23 protein-coding genes are annotated in these 21,673 nt (G+C 69.7%); 11 read left to right on the plus strand and 12 right to left on the minus strand.

Annotated features, from left to right (window positions below):
- Nucleotides 1-5 precede the first annotated feature (5 nt).
- Complete coding sequence (locus tag DMH01_RS31860) at nt 6-923, plus strand: SMP-30/gluconolactonase/LRE family protein (RefSeq protein ID WP_125681266.1); 918 nt, start codon at nt 6-8, stop codon at nt 921-923.
- Here the strand turns inward: DMH01_RS31860 and DMH01_RS31865 are convergent.
- Nucleotides 915-1,385 carry a VOC family protein gene (locus DMH01_RS31865; RefSeq protein WP_125681267.1) on the minus strand — a complete coding sequence of 157 codons (471 nt, stop codon included), beginning with the start codon at nt 1,383-1,385 and terminating at the stop codon, nt 915-917. The two genes, DMH01_RS31860 and DMH01_RS31865, sit on opposite strands and share 9 nt — an antisense overlap.
- A gap of 62 nt (nt 1,386-1,447) precedes the next feature.
- Here DMH01_RS31865 and DMH01_RS31870 point away from each other — a divergent pair, with 62 nt between their 5' ends.
- The gene (locus DMH01_RS31870) at nt 1,448-2,404 is read left to right on the plus strand and encodes a YafY family protein (RefSeq protein ID WP_125681268.1); all 957 of its coding nucleotides are present in this window, start codon (nt 1,448-1,450) and stop codon (nt 2,402-2,404) included.
- 323 nt (nt 2,405-2,727) lie between these two features.
- On the opposite strand, the gene DMH01_RS31875 is transcribed toward DMH01_RS31870, so the two are convergent.
- From DMH01_RS31875 to DMH01_RS31890, 4 genes are read right to left on the minus strand one after another with little or no spacing between them, the layout of a single operon-like run.
- Nucleotides 2,728-3,555 (minus strand): enoyl-CoA hydratase family protein, encoded by an 828-nt coding sequence (locus DMH01_RS31875; RefSeq protein WP_125681269.1) that lies wholly within the window; start codon nt 3,553-3,555, stop codon nt 2,728-2,730.
- Nucleotides 3,552-4,244, minus strand: a complete 693-nt coding sequence (locus DMH01_RS31880; protein WP_125681270.1) for an SDR family NAD(P)-dependent oxidoreductase — start codon at nt 4,242-4,244, stop codon at nt 3,552-3,554. Before DMH01_RS31880 ends, DMH01_RS31875 begins: the two co-directional genes overlap by 4 nt.
- Nucleotides 4,241-5,743, minus strand: coding sequence for a benzoate-CoA ligase family protein (locus DMH01_RS31885; RefSeq protein WP_125681271.1), 1,503 nt, complete (start codon nt 5,741-5,743; stop codon nt 4,241-4,243). Before DMH01_RS31885 ends, DMH01_RS31880 begins: the two co-directional genes overlap by 4 nt.
- Nucleotides 5,740-6,465 (minus strand): creatininase family protein, encoded by a 726-nt coding sequence (locus DMH01_RS31890; RefSeq protein WP_125681273.1) that lies wholly within the window; start codon nt 6,463-6,465, stop codon nt 5,740-5,742. Before DMH01_RS31890 ends, DMH01_RS31885 begins: the two co-directional genes overlap by 4 nt.
- Before the next feature lie 48 nt (nt 6,466-6,513).
- Between DMH01_RS31890 and DMH01_RS31895 the strand changes: the two genes are divergently transcribed.
- The 4 genes from DMH01_RS31895 to DMH01_RS31910 all read left to right on the plus strand — a co-directional run bounded on the left by DMH01_RS31895 (nt 6,514) and on the right by DMH01_RS31910 (nt 10,625).
- Nucleotides 6,514-7,335 (plus strand): PaaX family transcriptional regulator C-terminal domain-containing protein, encoded by an 822-nt coding sequence (locus tag DMH01_RS31895; RefSeq protein WP_125681276.1) that lies wholly within the window; start codon nt 6,514-6,516, stop codon nt 7,333-7,335.
- 88 nt (nt 7,336-7,423) lie between these two features.
- Nucleotides 7,424-8,206 carry a tryptophan 2,3-dioxygenase gene (locus DMH01_RS31900; protein ID WP_034312798.1) on the plus strand — a complete coding sequence of 261 codons (783 nt, stop codon included), beginning with the start codon at nt 7,424-7,426 and terminating at the stop codon, nt 8,204-8,206.
- On the plus strand, nt 8,203-9,396 hold the full coding sequence (locus DMH01_RS31905) for a kynureninase (protein WP_125681277.1): 1,194 nt from the start codon (nt 8,203-8,205) through the stop codon (nt 9,394-9,396). The genes DMH01_RS31900 and DMH01_RS31905 overlap by 4 nt, the downstream gene beginning before the upstream one ends.
- A 158-nt stretch (nt 9,397-9,554) precedes the next feature.
- A complete protein-coding gene (locus DMH01_RS31910) occupies nt 9,555-10,625 on the plus strand; it encodes a Glu/Leu/Phe/Val dehydrogenase (protein WP_125681279.1) in 1,071 nt (356 codons plus the stop codon).
- Nucleotides 10,626-10,911: 286 nt separating this feature from the next.
- On the opposite strand, the gene DMH01_RS31915 is transcribed toward DMH01_RS31910, so the two are convergent.
- Nucleotides 10,912-11,100, minus strand: coding sequence for a DUF5302 domain-containing protein (locus tag DMH01_RS31915; RefSeq protein ID WP_005162443.1), 189 nt, complete (start codon nt 11,098-11,100; stop codon nt 10,912-10,914).
- A gap of 74 nt (nt 11,101-11,174) precedes the next feature.
- A complete protein-coding gene (locus tag DMH01_RS31920; RefSeq protein ID WP_125681282.1) occupies nt 11,175-12,140 on the minus strand; it encodes a helix-turn-helix domain-containing protein in 966 nt (321 codons plus the stop codon).
- A 95-nt stretch (nt 12,141-12,235) separates the two neighbouring features.
- Here DMH01_RS31920 and DMH01_RS31925 point away from each other — a divergent pair, with 95 nt between their 5' ends.
- Nucleotides 12,236-13,711: a carotenoid oxygenase family protein gene (locus tag DMH01_RS31925; RefSeq protein ID WP_125681284.1), complete on the plus strand. Its 1,476-nt coding sequence runs from the start codon at nt 12,236-12,238 to the stop codon at nt 13,709-13,711.
- Here DMH01_RS31925 and DMH01_RS31930 read toward each other — a convergent pair.
- Nucleotides 13,660-14,139: a hypothetical protein gene (locus DMH01_RS31930; protein WP_125681286.1), complete on the minus strand. Its 480-nt coding sequence runs from the start codon at nt 14,137-14,139 to the stop codon at nt 13,660-13,662. The two genes, DMH01_RS31925 and DMH01_RS31930, sit on opposite strands and share 52 nt — an antisense overlap.
- 456 nt (nt 14,140-14,595) lie before the next feature.
- Nucleotides 14,596-15,465 (minus strand): alpha/beta fold hydrolase, encoded by an 870-nt coding sequence (locus DMH01_RS31935; RefSeq protein ID WP_125681451.1) that lies wholly within the window; start codon nt 15,463-15,465, stop codon nt 14,596-14,598.
- Nucleotides 15,466-15,526: 61 nt separating this feature from the next.
- On the opposite strand from DMH01_RS31935, the gene DMH01_RS31940 reads away from it, so the two are divergent.
- Nucleotides 15,527-16,264: a TetR/AcrR family transcriptional regulator gene (locus DMH01_RS31940; RefSeq protein WP_125681288.1), complete on the plus strand. Its 738-nt coding sequence runs from the start codon at nt 15,527-15,529 to the stop codon at nt 16,262-16,264.
- Between the two features lie 109 nt (nt 16,265-16,373).
- On the opposite strand, the gene DMH01_RS31945 is transcribed toward DMH01_RS31940, so the two are convergent.
- Nucleotides 16,374-17,006 (minus strand): TetR/AcrR family transcriptional regulator, encoded by a 633-nt coding sequence (locus tag DMH01_RS31945; RefSeq protein ID WP_125681290.1) that lies wholly within the window; start codon nt 17,004-17,006, stop codon nt 16,374-16,376.
- A gap of 201 nt (nt 17,007-17,207) precedes the next feature.
- Nucleotides 17,208-18,572, minus strand: coding sequence for a HAMP domain-containing sensor histidine kinase (locus tag DMH01_RS31950; protein WP_125681292.1), 1,365 nt, complete (start codon nt 18,570-18,572; stop codon nt 17,208-17,210).
- A gap of 77 nt (nt 18,573-18,649) precedes the next feature.
- On the opposite strand from DMH01_RS31950, the gene DMH01_RS31955 reads away from it, so the two are divergent.
- The 3 genes from DMH01_RS31955 to DMH01_RS31965 are packed head-to-tail and all read left to right on the plus strand — an operon-like array spanning nt 18,650 to nt 20,933.
- Entirely contained in the window at nt 18,650-19,165 is a 516-nt protein-coding gene (locus DMH01_RS31955; protein WP_233621729.1) for a lipoprotein ABC transporter ATP-binding protein, read from the plus strand.
- Nucleotides 19,162-19,821: an ATP-binding cassette domain-containing protein gene (locus DMH01_RS31960; RefSeq protein ID WP_125681294.1), complete on the plus strand. Its 660-nt coding sequence runs from the start codon at nt 19,162-19,164 to the stop codon at nt 19,819-19,821. Before DMH01_RS31955 ends, DMH01_RS31960 begins: the two co-directional genes overlap by 4 nt.
- A complete protein-coding gene (locus DMH01_RS31965; protein WP_125681296.1) occupies nt 19,818-20,933 on the plus strand; it encodes an FtsX-like permease family protein in 1,116 nt (371 codons plus the stop codon). The genes DMH01_RS31960 and DMH01_RS31965 overlap by 4 nt, the downstream gene beginning before the upstream one ends.
- Here the strand turns inward: DMH01_RS31965 and DMH01_RS31970 are convergent.
- Complete coding sequence (locus DMH01_RS31970) at nt 20,927-21,631, minus strand: response regulator transcription factor (RefSeq protein ID WP_125681298.1); 705 nt, start codon at nt 21,629-21,631, stop codon at nt 20,927-20,929. The genes DMH01_RS31965 and DMH01_RS31970 overlap by 7 nt on opposite strands.
- Between the last annotated feature and the right edge of the window lie 42 nt (nt 21,632-21,673).

Here is a 21,673-nt window from a genome sequence, read left to right on the forward strand (position 1 = left end):
ACGCGATGGCGTTCGGCGAGGTCACGGTCATCCCGGTCAACGGGCACGGTCCCGAGGACGTCGTCGTCGACGACCAGGGGCGGATCTACACCGGCGTCGACGACGGGCGGATCCTGCGCGTCACGCCGGACGGCAAGCGGATCGACGTCCTCGGCGACACCGGCGGGCGTCCGCTGGGGCTGGAGTTCTACGGCGACGACCTCCTGATCTGCGACGCCAAGGCCGGTCTGCTCACCATGCCGCTCGCGGGCGGTCCCGTCACCACCTTGGCGACTTCGGCGGTGGGGCTCGACTTCGTGTTCTGCAACAACGCCGCCGTCGCCTCCGACGGCACGGTGTACTTCACCGACTCGTCGCGCCGCTTCGGCATCGAGAAATGGCGCGACGACCTGATCGAGCAGACCGGCGGCGGACGGCTCCTGCGGCGCACACCGGACGGGAAGATCGAGCAGCTCGCCGACGGTTTCCAGTTCGCCAACGGGGTCGCGCTGCCGCCCGACGAATCCTATGTGGCCGTCGCCGAGACCGGCGCCTACCGGGTCGCGCGCGTGTGGCTCACGGGCGACAAGGCGGGCACGCGGGATTACCTCGTCGACGACCTGTGGGGCTATCCCGACAACATCTCGACCGGCAGCGACGGGCTGATCTGGATCACCGTCGCGAGCCCGAAGGTTCCGGCGCTTTCCTTGGTGCAGAAGCTCCCCGCGCCCTTGCGGGCCGGAGTCCGGGCGCTGCCGACGGCCCTGCAGCCCGCACCCGCGCGGGAATGCGGGGTGCGCGGCGTGACCCCGGACGGGAAACAGATCCACGAACTACGCGGGGAGATCGACGGGTTCCACGTGCTCGTCGGCGTCCGCGAGCGGGCCGGGACCCTCTACTTCGGCTCGCTGGAGGACAACGCGATCGCCGTCACCTCAGTCTAGGCAGAATTCGTTGCCCTCCGGGTCGTTCATCACGATGAAGCCGAGGCTCAGCGGCTCCTCGGGCTCGAAGCGCTGAATCCGCTTCGCCCCCAACGCGACGAGCCTGTCGCACTCGGCTTCGAGCGCCGCCATGCGCTCGTCTCCCACGAGTCCGGGCGCGGCGCGGAGGTCGAGGTGGACGCGGTTCTTCGCGATCTTGTCCTCCGGGACCTGCTGGAAGAAGATCCGCGGCCCTTCGCCGTCCGGGTCTTCGAGGGCCGACCTGGTGTTGCGCTGATCCTCGGGCACGCCGACCCGTTCGAGGAACTCGGCCCACGCGTCCAGCGGATCGGTGCCTTCGGGCACCTCCACCCCGGGAGGGCCGGGGTGGACGTAGCCCAGGGCGTCACGCCAGAAGGTCGACAGGGCTTTCGGGTCGAGGGCGTCGAAGCTGACCTGGAATTCGCGGCTCTTGCGGTTCATGGGACCACTCTGACACGCCTAGCGGACAGGATCGGTCCGCTATCTCTGGCACAGTGGGTGACATGGAGGACGAGCGCGGCACGACCGAGCGGGTGCTCACCCTGCTCGGCCTGTTGCAGCAGCGCGCGGTGTGGACCGGCCCGGAACTGGGCGAACGGCTCGGCGTCACGCCGCGCACGATCCGGCGGGACGTCGAACGCCTGCGCGCGCTCGGGTATCCGGTGCAGGCGAGCAACGGCGTCGGCGGCGGCTACCAGCTCGGGCCCGGCCACGACATGCCGCCGCTGCTGCTGGACGACGAAGAGGCGATCGCCACCGCGGTCTCGCTGCTCGCCGGTGCGGGCAGCGGGGAGGCCACGCTGCGGGCGCTGACGAAACTCGACCGGGTGCTGCCGACCAGGCTGCGCCACGAGGTGAGCGCGCTGTCCGGTTCGGTGGTCGCCTTCGACGGAAGCCGCGCGCCGATCGACCCCGACGTACTGATGACCCTGGCCCGCGCTTGTCGCGACGAGGTCGAGGCGGGCTTCGCGTATCCGTCCTCCTCTGGGCCCGCGGTGCGGCGGGTCGAGCCGTATCGGCTGGTGGCTTCGGGACGGCGCTGGTACCTGCTGGCCTACGACCTCGACCGCGACGACTGGCGCACCTTCCGCGTCGACCGGATGACCGAGGTTTCCGCGCGATCGTGGCGTTTCCGCCCGCGCCCGGCCCCCGACGCGGCGGCCTACGTGCAGGAGAACATCGCCAGCCGGGTCTACCGGCACCAGGCGCGATTCCTGGTCCACGCCCCCGCTCCGGTCGTGCGGGCGCAGATTCCGGCTTCGGCGGCCGTGGTGCGGGACCGGGGCCGTTCGCGGTGCGAGGTGGTGAGCGGGGCCGGGGATCTCGACTTCCTGCTGATGCATGTGGTGGTGCTGGGGCACGCCTTCGAGGTGATCGAGCCGGCGGAGCTGGGGGAGCGGTGCCGGGTGCTGGCCGAGCGGCTCCTGGGTGCTGCTGGTCCTGCGCACTTAGCCGACTAATCGCGGGGCTCTAGGTACATGAAGGCCCCCTTCCTGTACCTAGGCGCAAGGATGGGGGCCTTCATGTACTGGGGAAGATGCGAAGGTCGAGTTTCCTCGGCTGAGCGCAGGGAAGGGGCCTCACGCGCCAAGTTGTGACTGGCGGTGGCGCTGAGGCTCGTGGGAATGTTCCCGTTCCGTGAAGGCCCCCTTGAGGGACCCAGAGTCCCTCAAGGGGGCCTTCACGGAACGAAGGTACTGACAGGAAGGGACCTTGCATCACCGGTCCGATCACGCCCCGGGGACCCCGCATTTAGCCGACTAATCGCGGAAGGGGAAAGCGCTCACCGGCCGGTCCACTGGGGCGAACGCCCAGCCGTCCACGCCGCATAGAACTCCCCGTGGTCCTTCGCCGTCATCAGCAAAGCCTGCGTGATCGCTTCCAGCTCGATGGAACTCCCCAGGTCCATGTCGAGCTCCCGCGTCAGCAGGACCTTCGTCGTCCCATACGCCAGAGCCGGGCCATCGGCCAGGCGCCGAGCCAAAGCGGAAGCCTCGGCAGCGAGTTCAGCGTCGGGCACCACCTTCGAAGCCAGGCCGATCGCCTCCGCGCGGGTCGCGTCGATCTTGTCGCCCAGCATCAGCAACTCGGTCGCCCGGCCAAGGCCCACGAGCCGCGGCAGTAGGTACGCCGAGCCCATGTCCGCGCCGGCCAGGCCGACCTTCGTGAACAGGAAGGCGAACTTCGCCGAGGACGCCAGCAGCCGGAAGTCGCTCGCCAGCGCGATCACCGAACCCGCGCCCGCCGCGATGCCGTTCACCGCGGCGATCACCGGGATGGGGCACTCCCGCAGCGCCTTCACCACCGCGCCGGTCATGCGCGTGAACTCCAGCAACTCGGCGGACTCCATTTTCTGCAACTCGCCGATGATCTCTTCGACGTCGCCGCCGGAGCAGAAGCCGCGCCCCCGCCCGGTGACGACCAGCACCCGGACGTCGCCGCGGTGCGGCAACTCGGCCAGCAGGTCGCGCAGGTCCGCGTAGACGTCGAAGGTGAGCGCGTTCAGTTTTTCGGGGCGGTCCAAGGTGACCGTGGCGACGCCGTCGTCCACGGTGAACTCGAAGTGCTCCCAGTCCGTCGTGATCGGCGGCGTGGCGCGGAACGGGCTCATGACTGGATCCCACCTCCATCGAGGACGAGTGTCTGTCCGTTGATCGCGGCGGCTTCGGGCGCCGCGAAGAAGGTCACCGCGTGGGCGACCTCGTCGGGTTCGAGCAAGCGGCCGAGGGGCGACGCGGCGGCGAGGGCGGCTTCCGCGTCGGCTTCGTCGCGTCCGGTCCGTTCCTGGATCCGGGCGACCGAGGCGGCCGTCATGTCCGTGCGCACGAAGGCCGGGCAGACGGCGTTCGCGGTGACGCCGGTGCCCGCGAGTTCCGCGGCGGTGGCCCGCATCAGGCCGACGGCGGCGTGCTTCGACGCGGTGTACCCGGCCGTGTAGCGGTAGCCGATATGCGACGCCGTCGAGGCGACGGTGACGATCCGGCCGGTGTCGCGTGACCGCATGCCGGGCAGAACCGCCCGTGTGCACAGGAAAGCACCGGTCGCGTTGACCTCGATCTGCGTGCGCCACTGCTCCAGCGACGTCTTCGCCAGCGGCGCGCTCGCCGAGATCCCGGCGTTGTTCACCAGCACGTCCACCGGGCCGAGATCTTCGAAGTACCGCGCGACGGCGTCTTCGTCGGTGACGTCGCACTCGGCCCGGCCGGGCGCGTGAACCTTGTCGCCGGCGGCCCGGAACCGGGCGGCGATGGCCGCGCCGATCCCGCGGGTCCCGCCGGTGACGACGACGATCCTGCTCACTTCGCCTCCACCCGGCGCAACGCGCGCCGATCGAGTTTTCCGTTGGCCGTGCGGGGGAGTTCGGTCACGAACACCACCTCGCGTGGGTATTTGTGCTTCGCCAGGTGGGCGCGCGCGTGGTCTTTCAGCTCCTCGGCCGTGGCGGAAGCGCCCTCCGCCAGGACGACGCACGCACGCGGGACGACCAGACCGTCGACCGTCACGCCCAGTACCGCGCAGTCGACGACCGCGGGATGGCCGATGAGACAGTCTTCGATCTCGCTCGGCGCGACGAACACCCCCGACACCTTCAGCAGGTCGTCGGCGCGGCCGTGGTGGTGGAAATACCCGCCGGTGTCGCGGCTGAACAGGTCGCTCGTGCGCAGGGTGTCGCCGTGGAACGTCCGCGCGGTCTTCTCCGCGTCGCCGTGGTATTCGCGCGCGATGGTCGGGCCGGTCACCTCCAAGGTGCCGATCTCCCCGTCCGGTAAGGGATCGCCGCGTTCGTCGAGAACGCGGGCGGTGTAGCCGGGTACCTCGCGGCCGAGGCTGCCGACCCGCTGCGCGCCGGGAACGTTGGACAGGTAGATGTGGTACGCCTCCGAGGAGCCGATCCCGTCGATCACCGGGACCCCGAACATGCTGTCCCACTTGCGATGCAGCTCCGAAGGCAGCGCCTCGCCCGCCGACGTCGCGAGCCGCAGCGAACTCATGTCCACGCCTGCCGCCGCCGGATGGGCGATCATCGCGCTCATCATGGTCGGCACGTTGACCAGGATCGTCGGCCGGTAGCGTTCGATCAGGGAGAACAGCAGGTCGGCGGTGCTGCGCTGCGGGAACACGACGCCGGACGCGCCGACGCCGAACGGGAACAACGCGGTCAGATCGCGCGCGTAGCCGAAGAACAGTTTCGGCACGGCCAGCACGCGGTCGTCCTCGCGGAGGCCGAGCACTCCGAGGGCGTACCGGTCGAAACTCTCCAGCGCGCTGCGCGCCGGGTGCACGCACGCTTTGGGGGAACCGGTGCTCCCGGTGGTGAACTTCCAGATCGCGACGTCGTCCAAAGTGGTCGGCGCGGCCTCCAGTTCGGCCGACGCCGATGCGGCCAGCGAGTCGAACGAGTGCTCGCCGGGCTCCAGCGCGGCATCGCCGACGACCAGCAGATTTCGCGCCCCGGCCGCACGCAGCGCGGGCAATGTCGAGCCGTCCGCGATGACGACGACGGCCTCGGTGTAGGCCAGGTAGTACGCGTAGTCCTTGGGCTGCAGGAAGGAGTAGACCTCGGCGGTGACCGCGCCGATCTTCTGCGCCGCGTACCAGACGGCCACGAACTCGATGCCGTCGTTCAGCGCCAGCAGGACCCGCTGTCCACTTCGGACACCCAGCTCCCGCAGCACGTTCCCGGCCCGATTGACCCGCGCCGCCAGATCCGCGTAGGTGACTTCCTCGTCGCCGCACAGCAACGCCGTCCGCTCGCCGGGGAGGCGGTCGACGAAATGGGTCGCCAGATTGAAGGTCATACCAGTGCTCGGATCGCTTCGACCAGGATGTCGGTGAGCACCGAGAACGTCTTTTCGCCTTCTTCGGCGGTCGCCTGGGCGGGGGTTCCGCAGTAGGCCTCGGTCATCCCGGCCGAAGCGAAGTCGGTGATGGTGGTGCGCGCCAGATCGACGTGGACCGGGGGAAGGTCGCGCTGAACGGCGACGTCGACGAGGTCCGGCCGGTCGGCGAGCACCAGCGACGTCTCGTACTGCCCGGCGTGACATTCGCCGGAACGGAACTCGTCGGTGAGCCGTTCGGCGTGGCGACGGCGGACCAGGTCGACGAAGCCGGCGCCCGCCGTCTCGGCCACGCGCCGCAGCACCGCCAGATGCGCCGGCTCGAAGTGGTTGTTGACCAGCAGGATCCGGGTGAGTCCCTGCTCGGTGAGCGAGCCGCAGATCTCGGTCAGCAGCGCGTACAGGGTCTCCTCGCCGATCGAGATGCCCCCCGCGAACGCGGCGGCGAGCCGCGTCACCCCGTACGGCACCTCGGGCAGGATCAGCACCCGGACACCGGGATCACCGGCCAGCCGCGCGGCGGCGCGCTCGCACATCCCGCGTGAGATCAGGGGATCGGTGCCCAGCGGCGCGTGCGGTCCATGCGGCTCGACGGCGCCCACCGGCAGCAGCAGCACGGGAACGCGCTCGTCGGACGCGAGCGCGGCGACCTGATGTGAGCTCAACTCCGCGAAGTACGTCACCCGAGTCAAGCTACACCGCAGCGGCCTGGGGTGTATAGAGTTGCTCGTATGCCCGAATCGGCCGCGCCCCACGGCGACCCAGGTCCCCAGGAACTGGTGATGACGCTGCTCGGCACCTACGTGTCGCCGCGCGAGAGCCGTCGTGTCTGGTCCGGCGGCCTGGTCGGCGTGCTCGCCGGGCTCGGCTTCTCCGACGGCGCCGCGCGGATCGCGCTGGCCAGGCTCGCCCGCCGCGACCTGCTCGCGAGACACAAGGCGGGCAGGCTCGTCCACTACTCGCTGACCCGCCGCACGATCGCGCTCCTGGAGGACGGCGACCGCCGGATCTTCTCGCTCGGCAGGCGCGAACGCGAGGTCGGGGAGTGGACCGTGCTGTGGCAGAGCATCCCGGAAAGCCGACGGCAGGCCAGAGAACGGCTGGTGCGGCGCCTGCGTTTCCTCGGTTTCGGGCCCGTCCAGGACGGCACCTGGATCGCCCCGCACGACCGTGAGGCCGAGGTGCTCGCCCTGCTGGAGGAGCTGGACGTCTCCGAACACGCCGGGCTGATGCTCGGGAAACCGTCGGCGGGCCTCGACGTCCGCCGCTTCGCCGCGAGGGCGTGGAATCTCGACGGCCTCGCCGCGCGGTACGACGCGTTCGTCCGGGATTTCGGCGGGTATTCAGCTGACCTGCCTGACGCCGAGGCGTTCCAGGTCCGAACCTGGCTGACGCACACGTTCCGCGCCTTCCCGTCACTCGATCCGGAGCTCCCGGTCGGGCTGGTGCCCGCTCCGCCGAGCCGGGCGGCCGCGGTCGACCTGTTCCACGATCTCTATCACGCGCTGGCTCCGGCGGCGCAACGCCATTTCGACGAGGTGACAGAAAAATGAACGGTGACCGGAGGAGGCTCTTGGTCTTTTCGGGGTCGCGCCGGCGGCGCGGTCAAGGTCAGCGCGATATCGATGGAGTGACAGAAAAATGAACGACACACAGGCCGCATTGAGTTACACGTCCTACCTTTCGCTGGACGAATTGCTGGACGCCCAGCATCCGCGGTCCGACGAGCACGATGAATTGCTCTTCATCGTGATCCACCAAGTGTATGAACTTTGGTTCAAACAAGTTCTCCACGAGGCGCTTTACCTGCAGGAGCAACTCGAAGCGGGTAACACCGCTCACGCCGTCCGCACACTGAGGCGAATCCTGACTATCTTCAAGGTGGTGGTCGCGCAGATCGATGTGCTCGAGACGATGACTCCGAGCCAGTTCACCAGTTTCCGTGCGCGACTCGACGCTTCGAGCGGGTTCCAGTCGGCTCAGTTCCGCGTTCTGGAGGCCGTCCTCGGCCGCCGGGACGAGCGGGTGTTCGCGCACTATCCCGAAGGCGGTGACCAGCGTGCCCAGATCGCGGACGCGATGTCACGGCCGTCGCTCTTCGACTCCTTCGTCACCTACCTCGCGGTGAAGGGGTACGACGTCCCGACCGGGCGCGATGTCACCAAGCCACTCGAACCCTCTCCGGCGCTCCAAGAAATTCTGTTGCGGGTGTACCGCGACGACACCGGGCCGTCCGTCGTGGCGGAGCACCTGGTCGATCTGGACGAAGGGATGCAGGAGTGGCGGTATCGGCACGTGAAGATGGTCGAGCGGACCATTGGAGACAAGACCGGGACGGGGGGTTCGTCGGGAGCGCACTATCTGCGTACGACGCTTTTCTCCCCGATGTTCCCGGATCTCTGGGCTGTGCGGAGCAGGCTTTGACGAACCTCGACGAACTCCGCCGCGACCCCAACGCGCTCGCGGCGCACTACACGGAATTCGGTGTGGCGGACCGGATGCTGTTCACCGGGCACTCGCACCAGGCCTGGCCGGACGTCGCACGCGAAGGACTTCTCGAAGCCTTCGCCGACGCTGCCGAAGAGGTCGACACGAAGTGGGCGCGGGCCTTCGCCAAGGCGGACGAGATGCGGGCCGGGTTCCGGGCGCTGCTCGGTGACCCGCACGGCGACATCGCGCTCGGCGCCAGCACCCACGATCTGGTGATCCGGTTCCTCTCGGCGATGGACCTGCCGCGCCGTCCGCGGCTGGTCACCACCGACGGCGAGTTCCACACGCTCCGCCGTCAGCTGGGCAGGCTGGCCGAGGAAGGGGTCGAGGTGGTCCGCGTCCCCGCGGCGCCGGTCGCCACCCTGGCCGAACGCGTCGCGGCCGAGGTCACCGAAGACACCGCCGCCGTGCTCGTCTCGGCGGTGCTGTTCGAGACCTCCCGCCTCGTGCCGGGTCTCGCGCATCTCGCCGACGTCTGCCTTTCGAAGTCGGTGAACCTCGTCGTCGACGCCTACCACGCGCTCGGCGTCGTCCCGTTCTCGCTGCACGACCTCGGGCTCACCAACGCCTGGGTCCTCGGCGGCGGCTACAAGTACCTCCAGCTCGGCGAGGGCAACTGCTTCCTGCGGATGCCCGCGCACGCGCAGGAACTGCGGCCGGTCGTCACCGGCTGGTACGCCGAGTTCGGCGCGCTCGCGGACGAGCGCCGGCCCGACCAGACCGCCTACGCCTCCGGATCGGACCGGTTCGCCGGAGCGACCTACGACCCGACGAGCCACTATCGGGGCGCCCGCGTCTTCCGGTTCTTCGCCGAGCACGGGCTGACACCCGAGTTCCTGCGGGAGGTGTCGCGGCACCAGGTGGGTTACCTCGCCGAGGGCTTCGACAGGCTGGGGCTGCCAGAGAACGTCATCACCCGCGACCGGGAGACGCCGCTGGACCGCATCGGCGGGTTCCTCTCGCTGAAGTGCGCCGACGCCGGCGCGCTGCAGGCCGCCCTCGACGCACGCGGCGTCCGGACCGACAGCCGCGGCGCGTATCTGAGGTTCGGGCCGGCACCGTATCTGTCCGACCGGCAGCTCGACTCCGCGCTCCACGTCCTCAAAGAGGTCGTCGACGGCTGAGACGGCCCGCCCCGGCTTGGCGAACGGACCGGGGCGATCTAGGTTTGCGATGTGGCACCGTCGCCGCCGGACGACCTTCGTCGGGGACTGTGCCTTGTTGCAGGAATTTCGCACGTGAGCCACAAGCAGCGTGCACTCCAGGACAAGGAGTCACCACAGTGACCGAAGTGTTCGGCCAGGGAACCGGCCATGAACAGGTCGTCTTCTGCCAGGACCAGGCCACCGGCCTGAAGGCCATCATCGGGATCTACTCGACGGCGCTCGGGCCGTCGCTGGGCGGGACCCGCTTCTACCCCTACGAATCCGAAGACGCCGCCCTCGCGGACGTCCTCGCGCTGTCGAAGGGGATGGCCTACAAGAACGCGCTCGCCGGGCTCGACCTCGGCGGCGGCAAGGCCGTCATCATCGGCGATCCCCAGAAGCACAAGACCGAAGCGCTGCTTCGCGCCTTCGGCCGGTTCGTCCAGTCGCTGGGCGGCCGCTACATCACCGCCTGCGACGTGGGCACCTACGTGCAGGACATGGACATCGTCGCCCGCGAATCGGAGTTCGTCACGGGCCGCTCGCCGGAGAACGGCGGCGCCGGCGACTCCTCGGTGCTCACCGCTTTCGGTACCTACCAGGGCATGCGCGCCTCCGCGGACGCCGTCTGGGGCGTCCCGGACCTCGCGGGCCGCAAGGTCGGCGTCGCCGGGGTCGGCAAGGTCGGGCACATCCTCGTCGGGCACCTGATCGAGGCGGGCGCGCAGGTGGTCATCACCGACGTCTCGCCCGCGGCGATCGAACGCACCCGCGCGGCGTACCCCGGCGTCGAGGTCGTCGCCGACATCGACACGCTGATCCGCACCGAGCTCGACGTCTTCGCGCCGTGCGCGCTGGGCGGGGTGCTCACCGACGAGACCGTCGGCGAGCTCCGGTCCAAGATCGTCTGCGGCGCGGCCAACAACCAGCTCGCGCACCCGGGCGTCGGCAAGCAGCTCGACGACCGCGGCATCCTCTTCGCGCCGGACTACCTGGTCAACGCCGGTGGCGTGATCCAGGTCGACGACGAGCGGCACGGGTTCGACTTCGCGCGCGCCAAGCGCAAGACGACGGCCATCTTCGACACCACCAAGAAGGTGTTCGCGCTGGCCAAGGCCGACGGTGTACCGCCGGCGACGGCGGCCGACCGGCTGGCCGAGCGCCGGATGACCGAGGTCGGCGGACTCCGGTCGATCCTGACGGTCTAGCTCTCAAGCGCAATGAAGGGGCCTTTCATAGCAAAATTTGCTAGGAAAGGCCCCTTCATTGCACGTGGGGAGGAGCGGTGCCGCCGCGCTGTGGATCGGCGCCGGCCCGGGGTCTCAGGCGTTGCGAAAGCCACTTTCGCAACCTTCAACGTTGCGAAAGTGGCTTTCGCAACTCCGCAACTCCCGCTTCACCCCGACACTGCCCCCGGATGCCGCGAAAGCCACTTTCGGGACACCAGATGTCTCGAAAGTGGCTTTCGCGTCATGTTCGTCCAGGCGAGAGACCTCAGCCGCTCTTGCGACGGAAGGTGCGCTTGTTCGCCGCCGGACCGTGCGCGTGCAGGTTCTTCCCGCCGCCGTTCTCGTGGGCCGAGCCCGAACGGGCCTGGGCCTGCTTGCGCTCCAGGGCCTCGCGGAACTTGCGCTTGGTGTCGTCCTCTTCGCCATCCGCTGGGGACGGTGCCGGTTCAGTCATTGCTACCTCCGAGGTGACGACATGTGACGTTCTCACCCTGTCAGGAACCGACCGGCTTGGCGAGTCGATTTACGTCACCTGGGCGGCGTGGGCAGCTGGACCGGGCCGCCGAACCGGACCCGGTTCCGCAGCAGCGGCCGCCAGCAGTGGTCGCACAGCAGGATCGGCTTGAGCCGGTTGCCGCAGTCCACGTGGTCGAGCGTGATGTCCGGCTCCTGGCCGGGGACCTCGAAACCCCGTGACCACTCGGCGATGAAGGCCAGCGCGGGGAAGAACGCGAGCCCTTTCGCCGTCAGCCGGTAGTCGTGCGCGTCGGTGCGGGTCTTCGCGGCTCCGGTCCGCAGCACGCCGACGTCCACGAGCTTCGACAGCCGTCCCGAAAGCACGCTCGGCCCGATGCCGAGTTCGCGTTCGAACTCCGAGAAGTGCCGTGTCCCGAGCAGCGCGCTCACCACGAGCCCGGTCGACCACCGGTCGCCCAGGAGTTCCATGGTGTCCGGGAAGAACATCAGGGGGTCGCCCGCGAGGGATTCGGCGTCCTTGCGGCGGAAGCGTTTCGAGGCCGTCGCCTCGACGACGCCGGTGTCGTCGAGGCGTCGCGCGCGGACGTCGCGGGCGTCGACCCGCCGTTCGCAGGAGGCGCAGCCGAGCGGTGCCGAGGTGGCCAGTTCGCAGTCGAGGTGGATCAGCGTCGGCAGCACGGCGCGCCGTCCCTCGACCCATTCCCGTTCCCAGGCCCAGATCGAGATCAGCAGCGGCCACAGTTCGAGGCCGCGTTCGGTGAGCCGGTACTCGTGCCGCGTGCGGCGCGCGTCCCGGTACGGCGTGCGGACGAGCACGCCCGCGTCGACCATCGCGCGCAGCCGCCCGGACAGCGCGGTGGGGGAGATGCCGAGCCGCAGCCGGAGTTCTTCGTAGCGGCGGAAGCGCAGGAAAAGACTCTGCAGGATCAGCAAGGTCCACTGATCGCCGAGCAGTTCGAGCGCGTGGCGCAGTGGATCGCCCGCCGGCCGGACGCGCCGCGCCGTCGCCTCTGTCACGTGGTTCCTTTCGAGAGTGTCGCTGTCAGCGTACTACTGACTACAGCAGTAGAAGTCTATTGACACCTGACTACAGCAATCGTAGTGTCTCGGCCATGACCAGTACCTCCGAGCAGCCGGTGCTGGTGGCAGCCGCCACCGGCGAAGCCGAGGTCAACCCGTATCTGCTGGGCGTCTACGCCCCGGTCGGGGAGGAGATCGACGCGGGCGATCTCGAGGTCGTCGGCGAGATCCCCGCGGACCTCAACGGCGTGTACCTGCGCAACGGGCCCAACCCCCGGTTCGAGCCGGAAGGGCGCTACCACTGGTTCGACGGCGACGGCATGATCCACGCCGTCCACCTGGAGAACGGCAAGGCCCGCTACCGCAACCGCTGGGTGCGCACCAAGGCCTTCGAGGCCGAATCCGCGGCGGGCAAGGCGCTCTGGAAGGGCGTCATGGAATCGCCCAAGGGCAACCCGTTCGGCAACACGCACGGGCTGAACGTCAAGGACAGCGCCAACACCGACCTGATCTTCCATCGCGGCAAGGTGCTCTCCACCTGGTACCTGTGCGGCACGCCGTACGCGGTGGACCCGCTGTCGCTGGAGACGCTGGGCGTGGAGGACTTCCTCGGCACGCTGGTCGGCGACATGATGGCCCATCCGAAGGTCGACGAGCGCACCGGAGAGATGTTCTGGTTCGACTACGGGCCGCGGCCGCCGTACCTGCGTTACGGCGTGATCAGCGCGGATGGCAAGGTCGCGAGCACGACCGAGATCGAACTCCCCGGCCCGCGCCTGCCGCACGACATGGCGATCACCGAGAACCACGCGATCCTGATGGACTTGCCGCTGGTCCAGGACAGGGAAGCGGCGCGCAACGGACGGCACAAGCTGTTGTTCGACCGCTCTTTGCCGAGCCGGTTCGGGGTGCTTCCTCGCTACGGTAACGGTAGCCAGATCCGCTGGTTCGAAGCCAGCCCCTGCTACATCTACCACGTCGTCAATTCCTGGGAGCAGGGCGAGGAAATCGTCCTCGACGTCTGCCGCGTCCAGCGGCCGCGACCGCGCGCCGACGCGCACACCCCGCTCGCGAAGATGCTGTCGTACCTGCGGCTGGACGCCTCACTGCACCGCTACCGGTTCAACCTGCGGACCGGGCAGTGCCTGGAGAACCAGCTCGACGACGACAACACCGAATTTCCGTCCGTCGACTCGAGGGTGGTCGGCGGCCGGAATCGCTTCTCCTACGCGGTGCACATCTCGCCGGATTCGACGCTCAGGTTCGACGGCCTGGTGTGCTACGACAATCGTGCCGGCGCCAAGACCGAACACCGTTTCGGTCCGGGCCGGTGGGGCAGTGAGGCGCCGTTCGCACCCCGCGACGGCGCGGCCGCCGGTTCCGACGACGGCTATCTGGTGACCTTTGTCCAGGACGAGCGTGAGGGGCGCTCGGAGCTGGACGTCTTCGACGCCGCCGATCTCGCTGCCGGACCCGTGGCCAGGGTCCTGTTGCCCCAGCGTGTCCCGCTCGGTTTTCACGCGACCTGGGTCCGGGCGGACCAGCTGGAACCTTCCTGTAGCCGATGATCCCCTTCGTGCCCGCCCATCGGAGGGGTGTGGGCAGGCGCAGGGCCGGAAAGCCGCGTCCGAGTCGCCCCTTCCAGGGGGTGGGGCGACTCGGACGCGGCGGCTTCCCCGGATCGCCGTACCGCTCCGGCGAGTGAGCCGAGCACGGTCGCGGCGGCGAACACGACGGCGGCGACGCCGGTCTCGGCGGTGAACTGGAGCGCGCCCAGCGTTCCGACGGTGAATCCCGAATGGACACCCCAGGCGATCACCGCCGTCCCGGCGGTCGCGGTCACGCTCGTCACGACGCCGGTGAGGAGTACGACCAAACCCAAGGCCAGCAAGGAAAAGACGTGATGTCGCGCCGAACCGAGCAGCCCGGCCGCCGACGCCGCGGCGACGACGGCGACACAGCCGAACGGGAAGCCGAAACACTCGGTTTTCCTCATCCGTCCAGGGAACACCACGTCACCGGACGTGTCGTGAGCGTGAACGGCTTCCCTACGTCTCCGCCGGGATTCTTGACGGGATCCTGATCCCGGTGGTGGGGCGAAGGCTCCCTTCGCCGCGTCTGATGCAGCGAAAGGAGCCTTCGACTACGGCAGGTTACGGGTCGTCGGGCTATTGAGCCGAAAGGCAAACGTGGCGAGCTGAGCCTCCGACGAGGGACTCTTAGATGGCTTCAAGGTAGGCAGGAGGCCTTCGTGACAACGTGTCGGACTGGACATGGGAGCCGGCCGCGCCCAGAGTGTCCACAAGGGACACTTTCAGGTAATGAAATGTCCGATTTATGAATGAATGCGCGGTTTTTGCCGGGGGTCGTGAGTGGTAATGGCGGTTAGAACGCTCATTGCCACTCACGACCCCCGCGCAAAGTACTCGAAATGGACACTGTTGCCTGCCCCTCAGGCCTTCCGTGCGTGCGCGATGATCGCATCGGCGATCGCGGGCCACAGCTGCCGCGGCAGTTCGTGCCCCATCCCGGGGAACAGCAGCAGCTCTGCGTCCGGGATCGCTTCCGCGGTCGCCTTCCCGCCGCTGACGTTGATCAGCGGATCGCTCTCGCCGTGGATGACGAGCGTCGGGACCCGGACCTCGCGCAGTTTCGCCGTGCGGTCACCCGAAGCGACGATGGCGGCGGCCTGCCGCAACGCGCCCGCGGGGTGATTCGCCCGGTCGTAGTTCCGGGTGGCCTTCATCCGCAGGAATTCGTCGTCGGACGGGTGACCGGGCGAACCGACGAGTTTGAACCATTCGACACCGTCTTCGATCGCCTGCTCCCGGGTGGCGGCAGGCGGCCGCGTCAGTCCGGCGAGCGCGGCGGGCTCGGGATGCCCGACCGACGGATCCCCGGTGGTCGACATGATCGACGTGAGGCTCAGCAGCCGCTCCGGCGAGTCGATCGCGAGCTGCTGCACGATCATCCCGCCCATCGACGCGCCGACGACGTGCGCGCGGCCGAAGCCGAGCGCGTCGAACAGCCCGGTGACGTCGGCGGCGAGATCCGACAGCAGATACGGCGCGGAGGTCTTGTCGCCCGCGGCGAGCGCGGCCAGATCCGGCGTGGGGAGATCGTCCAGATAGGACGAAAGGCCGACGTCGCGGTTGTCGAACCGGACGACGTGGAACCCGCCGCCGGCGAGCAGTTCGCAGAAGCCGGCCTCCCACGTCACCATCTGGGCGCCGAGGCCCATCACCAGTACCAGCGGTGGATCCGTCGGGGAGCCGAAGGTGTCGTACTCGAGTTCGAGGCCGTTCACACGCGCGCGGGGCATGGCACGATCCTGCCGGACGCCACCGCCGGGCGACCAGTCGAAGCCGGATACGGTAGCCCGCATGCCGACTCTCCCCGAAGACGCGGGTTCCCGTCCCAGGTCCCGCGCGGCTTCCGGACGGCCGGCCGTCACCAGGGACCGGATCGTCGACGCCGCGCTGGAGCTGTCGGCCGAGTCGGGGCTGGAGAACTGGACGCTGCGGCAGCTCGCGGCCGCCGTCGACGCCTACCCCGCGGTCGTCTACCACCACGTGGGCGACCGGGACACCGTCGTCGTCGCGGTGCTGGACCGGGTGGTCGGCGAGCTGACCCTGCCCGACGAGACGTTGGCGTGGCGGGAGTGGTTCGGCGAGTTCCTGCCGACCGTGCGGAAAGTGCTGCGCCGCTATCCCGGTTCGGCGCGGCGGCTGGCCCTGTTCGGGCCGTCGGTCGCCGCCGCCGTGCCGACCATGAACGCCGGTATCGGCCGTCTGCTCGCGGCGGGTTTCGGCGCCGAGTCGCCGTTCGCCTACAACCTGCTGCTCGCCACCGCCTGCCAGTTCGTCGCGATGGAGGACGACCGCGAGAGCGCGATGGCGCTCCAGCTCGACCGCTGCGAGGGCTACGCGTCGTACCGCACGCGCGAGGACCTGCCGGGGATGGCGGCGCTGGGCGAGTCGGTTTCGGCGCTGGTCGCGGACCCCGACCTCGCGGCCGGTTACTACGAGCGTCTCTATGACTACGCGGTGCAGCGCTGCCTCGACGGACTGGAGCTCAGGCTCACCCAGTTGAACGCTCTCGGAAGTTTGACAGAGCCGTGACAGGGAATCGGCGTAGTGTGGAGGAATACCGGTGCTCGTCACCGGTCCCGAAGCCCCTGGCACCAACCTCCCCCTCGAGGTGCCGGGGGCTTCTCCCTAGGCGCTGTCCCTAGGCGCGCGGAGCGGCCCGCTGGATCTCGGGGAAGACCTCGCCGACCAGCGTGACCAGTGACTTGCTGAGCAACGTGTGCACCTGCGCGCGATCGAGTGAACCGCGCACGAGCCATTCGCGGCCCGCCGCCTTGACCATCCCGCCGAACGCGCGGACCAGCGCGTTCAGCTCCTGCCCGTGTTCGCTCTCGCGGGAGAGCCCGACCGCTTCGAGCACCCGGTCCGCCGATTCGCGATCGGCCTCCTCGAGGATCCGTTCGACTTCGAGGTCACGGCCGATGCCCTCCGGCGCGATCGCGGCCAGCCACATCTTCTCCTGGCTGGTGACCATGTCCAGGAACCAGTCGATGGCGACGTCGGCACGCAGTTCGAGCGGGCCTTCCGGCAGGATCTCGACGGCGAGCCGCGGCACCGTCAGCGCGCGCCGGATGATCTCCAGATAGAGCTCGCGTTTGGTGCCGAAGTAGTGGTTGATCAGACCCCTGGCGACCCCGGCCTCCGCCGCGATGTCCGAAGTGGACACTTCCGAGTACGGGCGGTCCCCGAAAAGGCGGGCCGCGCAGGCGAAGATCTGCTCCTTGCGTTCGTCCGGTTCCAGTCTCCGCCATCTCGGCGCCGGCTCGGTGGTCATGCGGTCAATCTTCCCACGATCGATTCAGCGGGGCCGGACAGCGGCCGAATCTCTGTGACATCAAAAAGCAAAGTGTCAGTTAATCCGGCGTGTACCGTCTGTTGGCCCGTTGGTCTTTACCGTCTTCATTCAGGTGGCATGCCGTGCGCGCTGTCGGGGCGCGTTTGCCTCCTACCGGCCCGGCCTGGCGAGTAACCCCCCCTAGCTCGCCAGGCCCGGGCCTTCTTCTTGCGGTGTGGGACCTTCGGCGGGCAGAAGCAGCGTGAACGTCGTCGGCGACGGGCTGGTCAGCCGCAGCCGCCCGCCCTCCGCCTCGGCCAGGCTCCGCGCCAGCCGCAGCCCGATCCCGTTGCCTTCGTGATCCTCGGTCCGGTCGGCGGTCGCGAACGGGTCGTGCCCGTCCGGGATGGTGCCCTCGTCGCTCACGTCGATGGCGAGCGCGTCCCCGGCGTCGCGTGCGAGGACCGAGACCGTTCCGCGCCCGTGGGTCGCCGCGTTGTCCAGCAGTACGGCCAGCACCTGCCGCACCGCCGCGTCCGCCGCCCGCGCCGGGAGTGCCTGGCGTCCGCTGATCCGCAGCGCCCGGCCGCGTCCGGCGAGCAGCCCGTGCCAGGTCTGCCGGATCTCTTCGAAGAGTTTGCCCAGGTCGAGCAGCGCTCGCGGGGCCCTGGTCTGCTTGGCCAGCGCCAGCAGGTCGTCGATGGTGCGCTCCAGGCGGTCGGCCGACGCGATGCCGTCGCGGATCGTCGCGTAGGGGTCGCGGTCGGGGCTCTCCAGCGCGGCCTCCAGTTGCAGGCGCAGCCCGGTCAGCGGCGTCCGCAGCTGGTGGGAGGCGTCGGAGGAGAAGGTCCGCTCGCGTTCCAGCGTCTCGCCGATCCGCTCGGACGTGACGTCGAGCGCTTCGGCGACCTGATCGATCTCGCGGACCCCGGTCCGGCGGGCGCGGACGGTGAAGTCGCCCTCGCCGAGGCGTTCGGCGGTGGCGGCCAGATCCTCCAGCGGCCGGGCCAGCCGGGTCGCGATCCGGCGCCCGATCAGCCAGCTGGCCCCGATCGCGAGCCCGGCGAGCACGATCATCTTGATCCAGGTCAGCCGGATTTGGGCGTCCAGTTCGGAGCGGGGATGGGCGGCGCGGACCACGCCGACGAGCGACTGCCCGCTGAGCACCGGGACGGCCAGGACCACCTCGTCTTCGCGGGTCCCGGTCGCCATGTCGGTGTAGTGCGCTTCGCGGACGAACCGGTCTTCGCTGGCCGGGCCGTTGCCTGCCAGGAGCCTGCCGGTCGGGGTGTAGACCGCGACCCTGATCCCGCGGATGCGGTCCTTGTCCGGTTTGACCGGCCGGAGTTCCGGGACGCGGCCGTTGGCGAGATCGCCGGTCACGTCGAGCACGACCGTGTCGGCCACCCGCTCGAGGTCATGGGCCGAGTTGCCCTCGTGGAACCTGGCGACCGCGATGGCCAGCGGCGCCCCGAACAGGGTGATCGCCAGCACCGCGGCCAGCACGGTGAGGGTGACGATCCGGCGGCGCACGGACAGAGTGTGGCCGACGAGCGCGAGGATCACCCACTCGACGCGATATTTTGCCGTCCGTTGACCTGAGATCAAGGCGATGTTGACCCCGTTCGCCTTACCTTGGGGCCATGCGCCGACGTGCCGCCGTCATGGCAGGCCCGGGGCCCGGATCCGTCCCCCTCGTCCGGTTCGCCGTCCCGGGCGAGTGTGTGGCCGTGCTGCCCGCCGGAAGTGGCGACGCTCCCGGCGGTGTTCCCGGTGTCGGCGTGCTGCTCAGACGCGGGAACCTCTTCGATCACCTCACCGTCGCGCGGAACGTCGTGCTGGCGGGACGGCTCGCCGGTCGCCGCTCCCTCCGCGCCGCGGACGACCTGCTCGAACTGGTCGGGCTGGCCGGCCGCGGTGACGACTATCCGGACACGCTGTCGGCGCTGGAGAGCGCGCGTGCCGGAGTCGCCGTCGTGCTGGCCGGAGCTCCCGAGACGGTCCTCGCCGACGAACCCGCCGGTGAACTCGACGGGCTCGCCGCACTCGAACTCATGGATCTGCTGTGCGCCGTCGCGGCCCGCGGGACGGCCGTCGTCGTGGCGACCCGCGACCCCGAGATCGCGGCGGCCGCGCACCGGATCGTGAGAGTGGCGTGACGGCACCACTGGTCCGCACCGACGAGCTGGCGCACACCTATGGTTCCGGGCTGACCGCCGTGGTCGCCGTGCACGGCGTGACCTGCGAGATCTGCGCGGAGACCCGCGCGGTGGTGACCGGCAGGGCCGGTGCCGGGAAGACCACGCTGCTGCATCTGCTCGCCGGGATGAAGAAACCGACGGCGGGCACCGTCGACTGGCCCGCTTTCGAGCCGTCGCCGCCGGGCCCCGACCTGATCGGGCTGATGCTGCAGGACGGCGGGCTGCTGCGGGATCTCGACGTCCGGCTCAACGTCGCCCTGCCGCTCGTGCTCGCCGGCCGGACCGGCACCGCGGTCCGCGACGCCGTCGACGGCGCGCTGGACCTGGTGGGCCTGGCGGGCTTCGCCAAGAAGGCGCCCCGCGACCTGACCGGTGAGCAGATCCGGCTCGCCGTCCTGGCCAGGGCGCTCGCGCCCGCGCCGAAACTGATCCTCGCCGACGACCCGGCGGGCTGGCTCGACCAGCGCGAGGGGGAGCGGCTCCTCGGCAGGCTCGTGCGGGCCGCGGACCAGCTGGGCGCCGGACTGCTGGTGGCCACGGCCGAAGAGGCTCCGGCCGGCCTGTTCGGCGAACGCTGGGCGATGGTGGACGGGAAGCTGGTGCGGGACCGGTGATCACGGCGATGGCGTTGTGGGTCGGCGGGATCGCGCGCGTGCGCCCCGCCAGGCTCGGGGTCCCCGCGGCCGGGGTGGCGATCGTGACCACGCTGCTCGCGGTGCACGACTGGACCTGGACCCCGGCACCGCGCTGGATACCGGCGATGGTGCTCGTGGTGCTGCTGGCCACCCCCTCGGCGCGGGTCCTGCGGGCGGATCAGGACCTGTTGCGCGCCCGCGGCGCCACCGGCGGTCAGGTGTTCGGACTGGCCGCCGCCGAAGCCGCGGCGGCGGGCCTCGCCGGCGGGGTGACCGGGGTGGCACTGTCCCTGGCCTGTGGCTTCTCGACCGGCACCGGCGTAGCGGTCGTCCGGGAAATCGTTCTCTTGCTGGTCGCCGGGCTGCTCGTCGCGGCACTCGCCATCCTGCCCCCGGTGCTGCGCGAGTGGTACTTCGTCCCGGCCGACGGCGGGCCGCCCTGGTGGTCGCCCTACGGCCTCGACTTCATCCTGCTCGCGCTCGCCTTCGTCTGGCCGCTGTTCGGCTGGGCCGGCGGCACGATGCTGTTGTGGCGCTTGGTGGAGCTGGGGCTGCGGAAGGGGAAGCGGGTGATCGGCGGGATACTCCGGCCGCTCGTTTCGGGGCTCGCGGGCGTGATCGCGCTGTCCATTTCGTGGCGGAGCGCGCTCCTGGCGCGATCGGTGGTGCTGGTCGCGCTGGCGGTGGCCTTCGCCATCTCGACCGCTCTCACCAAGGACGGCTGCGGCGAGGCCGAGGTCGATCTGATCGCGTCCCTGATCCTCGCGGCCGCCGCGGCGGGCCCGTCGTTCGGCGCGGCGCTCAACGAACGCCGCCGCGATCTGCTGATCGTGAGCACACTCGGCGGGAAACGCCGTCAGGTGGCGGCGTTCATCGCGGGTGACGCGCTGGTCGTCGGCGGCGGGGGCCTGATCGCCGGGCACCTGCTGGGGGTGCTGTTCGTGCTCGTCGCTCAGGTGGAGAGAACGCCTTCGCCGCACGGGTACTTCGGGTTGCTGGCGGTGGTGGTGATCGTGTCGTGCGTGGCGGCGTCGGCGCGGATTGCGCAGCTGGCCGCCCGGGACGAGGTCTCCGACCTGCGCGACTACTGACTTTCGAACGGCTGCTCGAGACGGTAGCCATGGCCGCGCAGCGTCGAAATCCTCGGCGCCTGCTCGGGGGTCGGCGCCGACTCGGTCAGTTTCCGGCGCAGCGCGGCGATGTGGACGTCGAGGGTCTTCGTCGAGCCGTACCAGTGCGCGTCCCACACCTCCGACATCAACGTGTCTCGGCTGACCGCGACGCCCGGCTGCTCGGCCAACCGGGCGAGCAGGTCGAACTCCTTGGCCCGCAACGAGATCTCCCGTCCGCCGACGCTGACCCGCCGTCCGGCGGTGTCCACCCGCAGATGGCCGATGGCGATCGCGGGCCTGCTCTCCGGCGGAGCCGTCCCGCGCCGCAGATGCGCCCGGACCCTGGCGAGCAGCTCACCGAGCCGGATGGGTTTGGTGAGGTAGTCGTCGGCGCCGGCCTCCAAGCCCACGACGACGTCCATCTCCTCCTGTCGCGCGGTCAGGATGACCAGGACGGCGCCGGGAAGCTCCGCCCGCAGCCGTCGGCAGACCTCGACGCCGTCCAGATCCGGCAGGCCGAGATCGAGCAGGACGAAGTCGATGTCGCCGTCCGCCGCGGCCGCGAGCGCGGTGCGGCCGTCGCGCTGCCACGAAACCTCGTAGCCGTGCAGGCGGAGGGTCGATTCGAGGACTCCGCCGATCGCGTCGTCGTCTTCCACCACCAGCAGTTTCGGCATGCGGGGGAGCTTAACCGTTGAACACTGTTCTTTTCGGGTATG

The sequence above is a fragment of the Amycolatopsis sp. WAC 04182 genome (assembly GCF_003947465.1).
In the GTDB taxonomy this organism is placed as follows: domain Bacteria; phylum Actinomycetota; class Actinomycetes; order Mycobacteriales; family Pseudonocardiaceae; genus Amycolatopsis.

Coding starts and splice junctions, on each gene's coding strand:
- DMH01_RS31860 (WP_125681266.1), top strand. CDS start 6: ATGGCGTTCGGCGAGGTCACGGTCATCCCGGTCAACGGGCACGGTCCC.
- DMH01_RS31865 (WP_125681267.1), bottom strand. CDS start 1,385: ATGAACCGCAAGAGCCGCGAATTCCAGGTCAGCTTCGACGCCCTCGAC.
- DMH01_RS31870 (WP_125681268.1), top strand. CDS start 1,448: ATGGAGGACGAGCGCGGCACGACCGAGCGGGTGCTCACCCTGCTCGGC.
- DMH01_RS31875 (WP_125681269.1), bottom strand. CDS start 3,555: ATGAGCCCGTTCCGCGCCACGCCGCCGATCACGACGGACTGGGAGCAC.
- DMH01_RS31885 (WP_125681271.1), bottom strand. CDS start 5,743: ATGACCTTCAATCTGGCGACCCATTTCGTCGACCGCCTCCCCGGCGAG.
- DMH01_RS31895 (WP_125681276.1), top strand. CDS start 6,514: ATGCCCGAATCGGCCGCGCCCCACGGCGACCCAGGTCCCCAGGAACTG.
- DMH01_RS31900 (WP_034312798.1), top strand. CDS start 7,424: ATGAACGACACACAGGCCGCATTGAGTTACACGTCCTACCTTTCGCTG.
- DMH01_RS31915 (WP_005162443.1), bottom strand. CDS start 11,100: ATGACTGAACCGGCACCGTCCCCAGCGGATGGCGAAGAGGACGACACC.
- DMH01_RS31925 (WP_125681284.1), top strand. CDS start 12,236: ATGACCAGTACCTCCGAGCAGCCGGTGCTGGTGGCAGCCGCCACCGGC.
- DMH01_RS31930 (WP_125681286.1), bottom strand. CDS start 14,139: ATGAGGAAAACCGAGTGTTTCGGCTTCCCGTTCGGCTGTGTCGCCGTC.
- DMH01_RS31935 (WP_125681451.1), bottom strand. CDS start 15,465: ATGCCCCGCGCGCGTGTGAACGGCCTCGAACTCGAGTACGACACCTTC.
- DMH01_RS31940 (WP_125681288.1), top strand. CDS start 15,527: ATGCCGACTCTCCCCGAAGACGCGGGTTCCCGTCCCAGGTCCCGCGCG.
- DMH01_RS31945 (WP_125681290.1), bottom strand. CDS start 17,006: ATGACCACCGAGCCGGCGCCGAGATGGCGGAGACTGGAACCGGACGAA.
- DMH01_RS31955 (WP_233621729.1), top strand. CDS start 18,650: ATGCGCCGACGTGCCGCCGTCATGGCAGGCCCGGGGCCCGGATCCGTC.
- DMH01_RS31970 (WP_125681298.1), bottom strand. CDS start 21,631: ATGCCGAAACTGCTGGTGGTGGAAGACGACGACGCGATCGGCGGAGTC.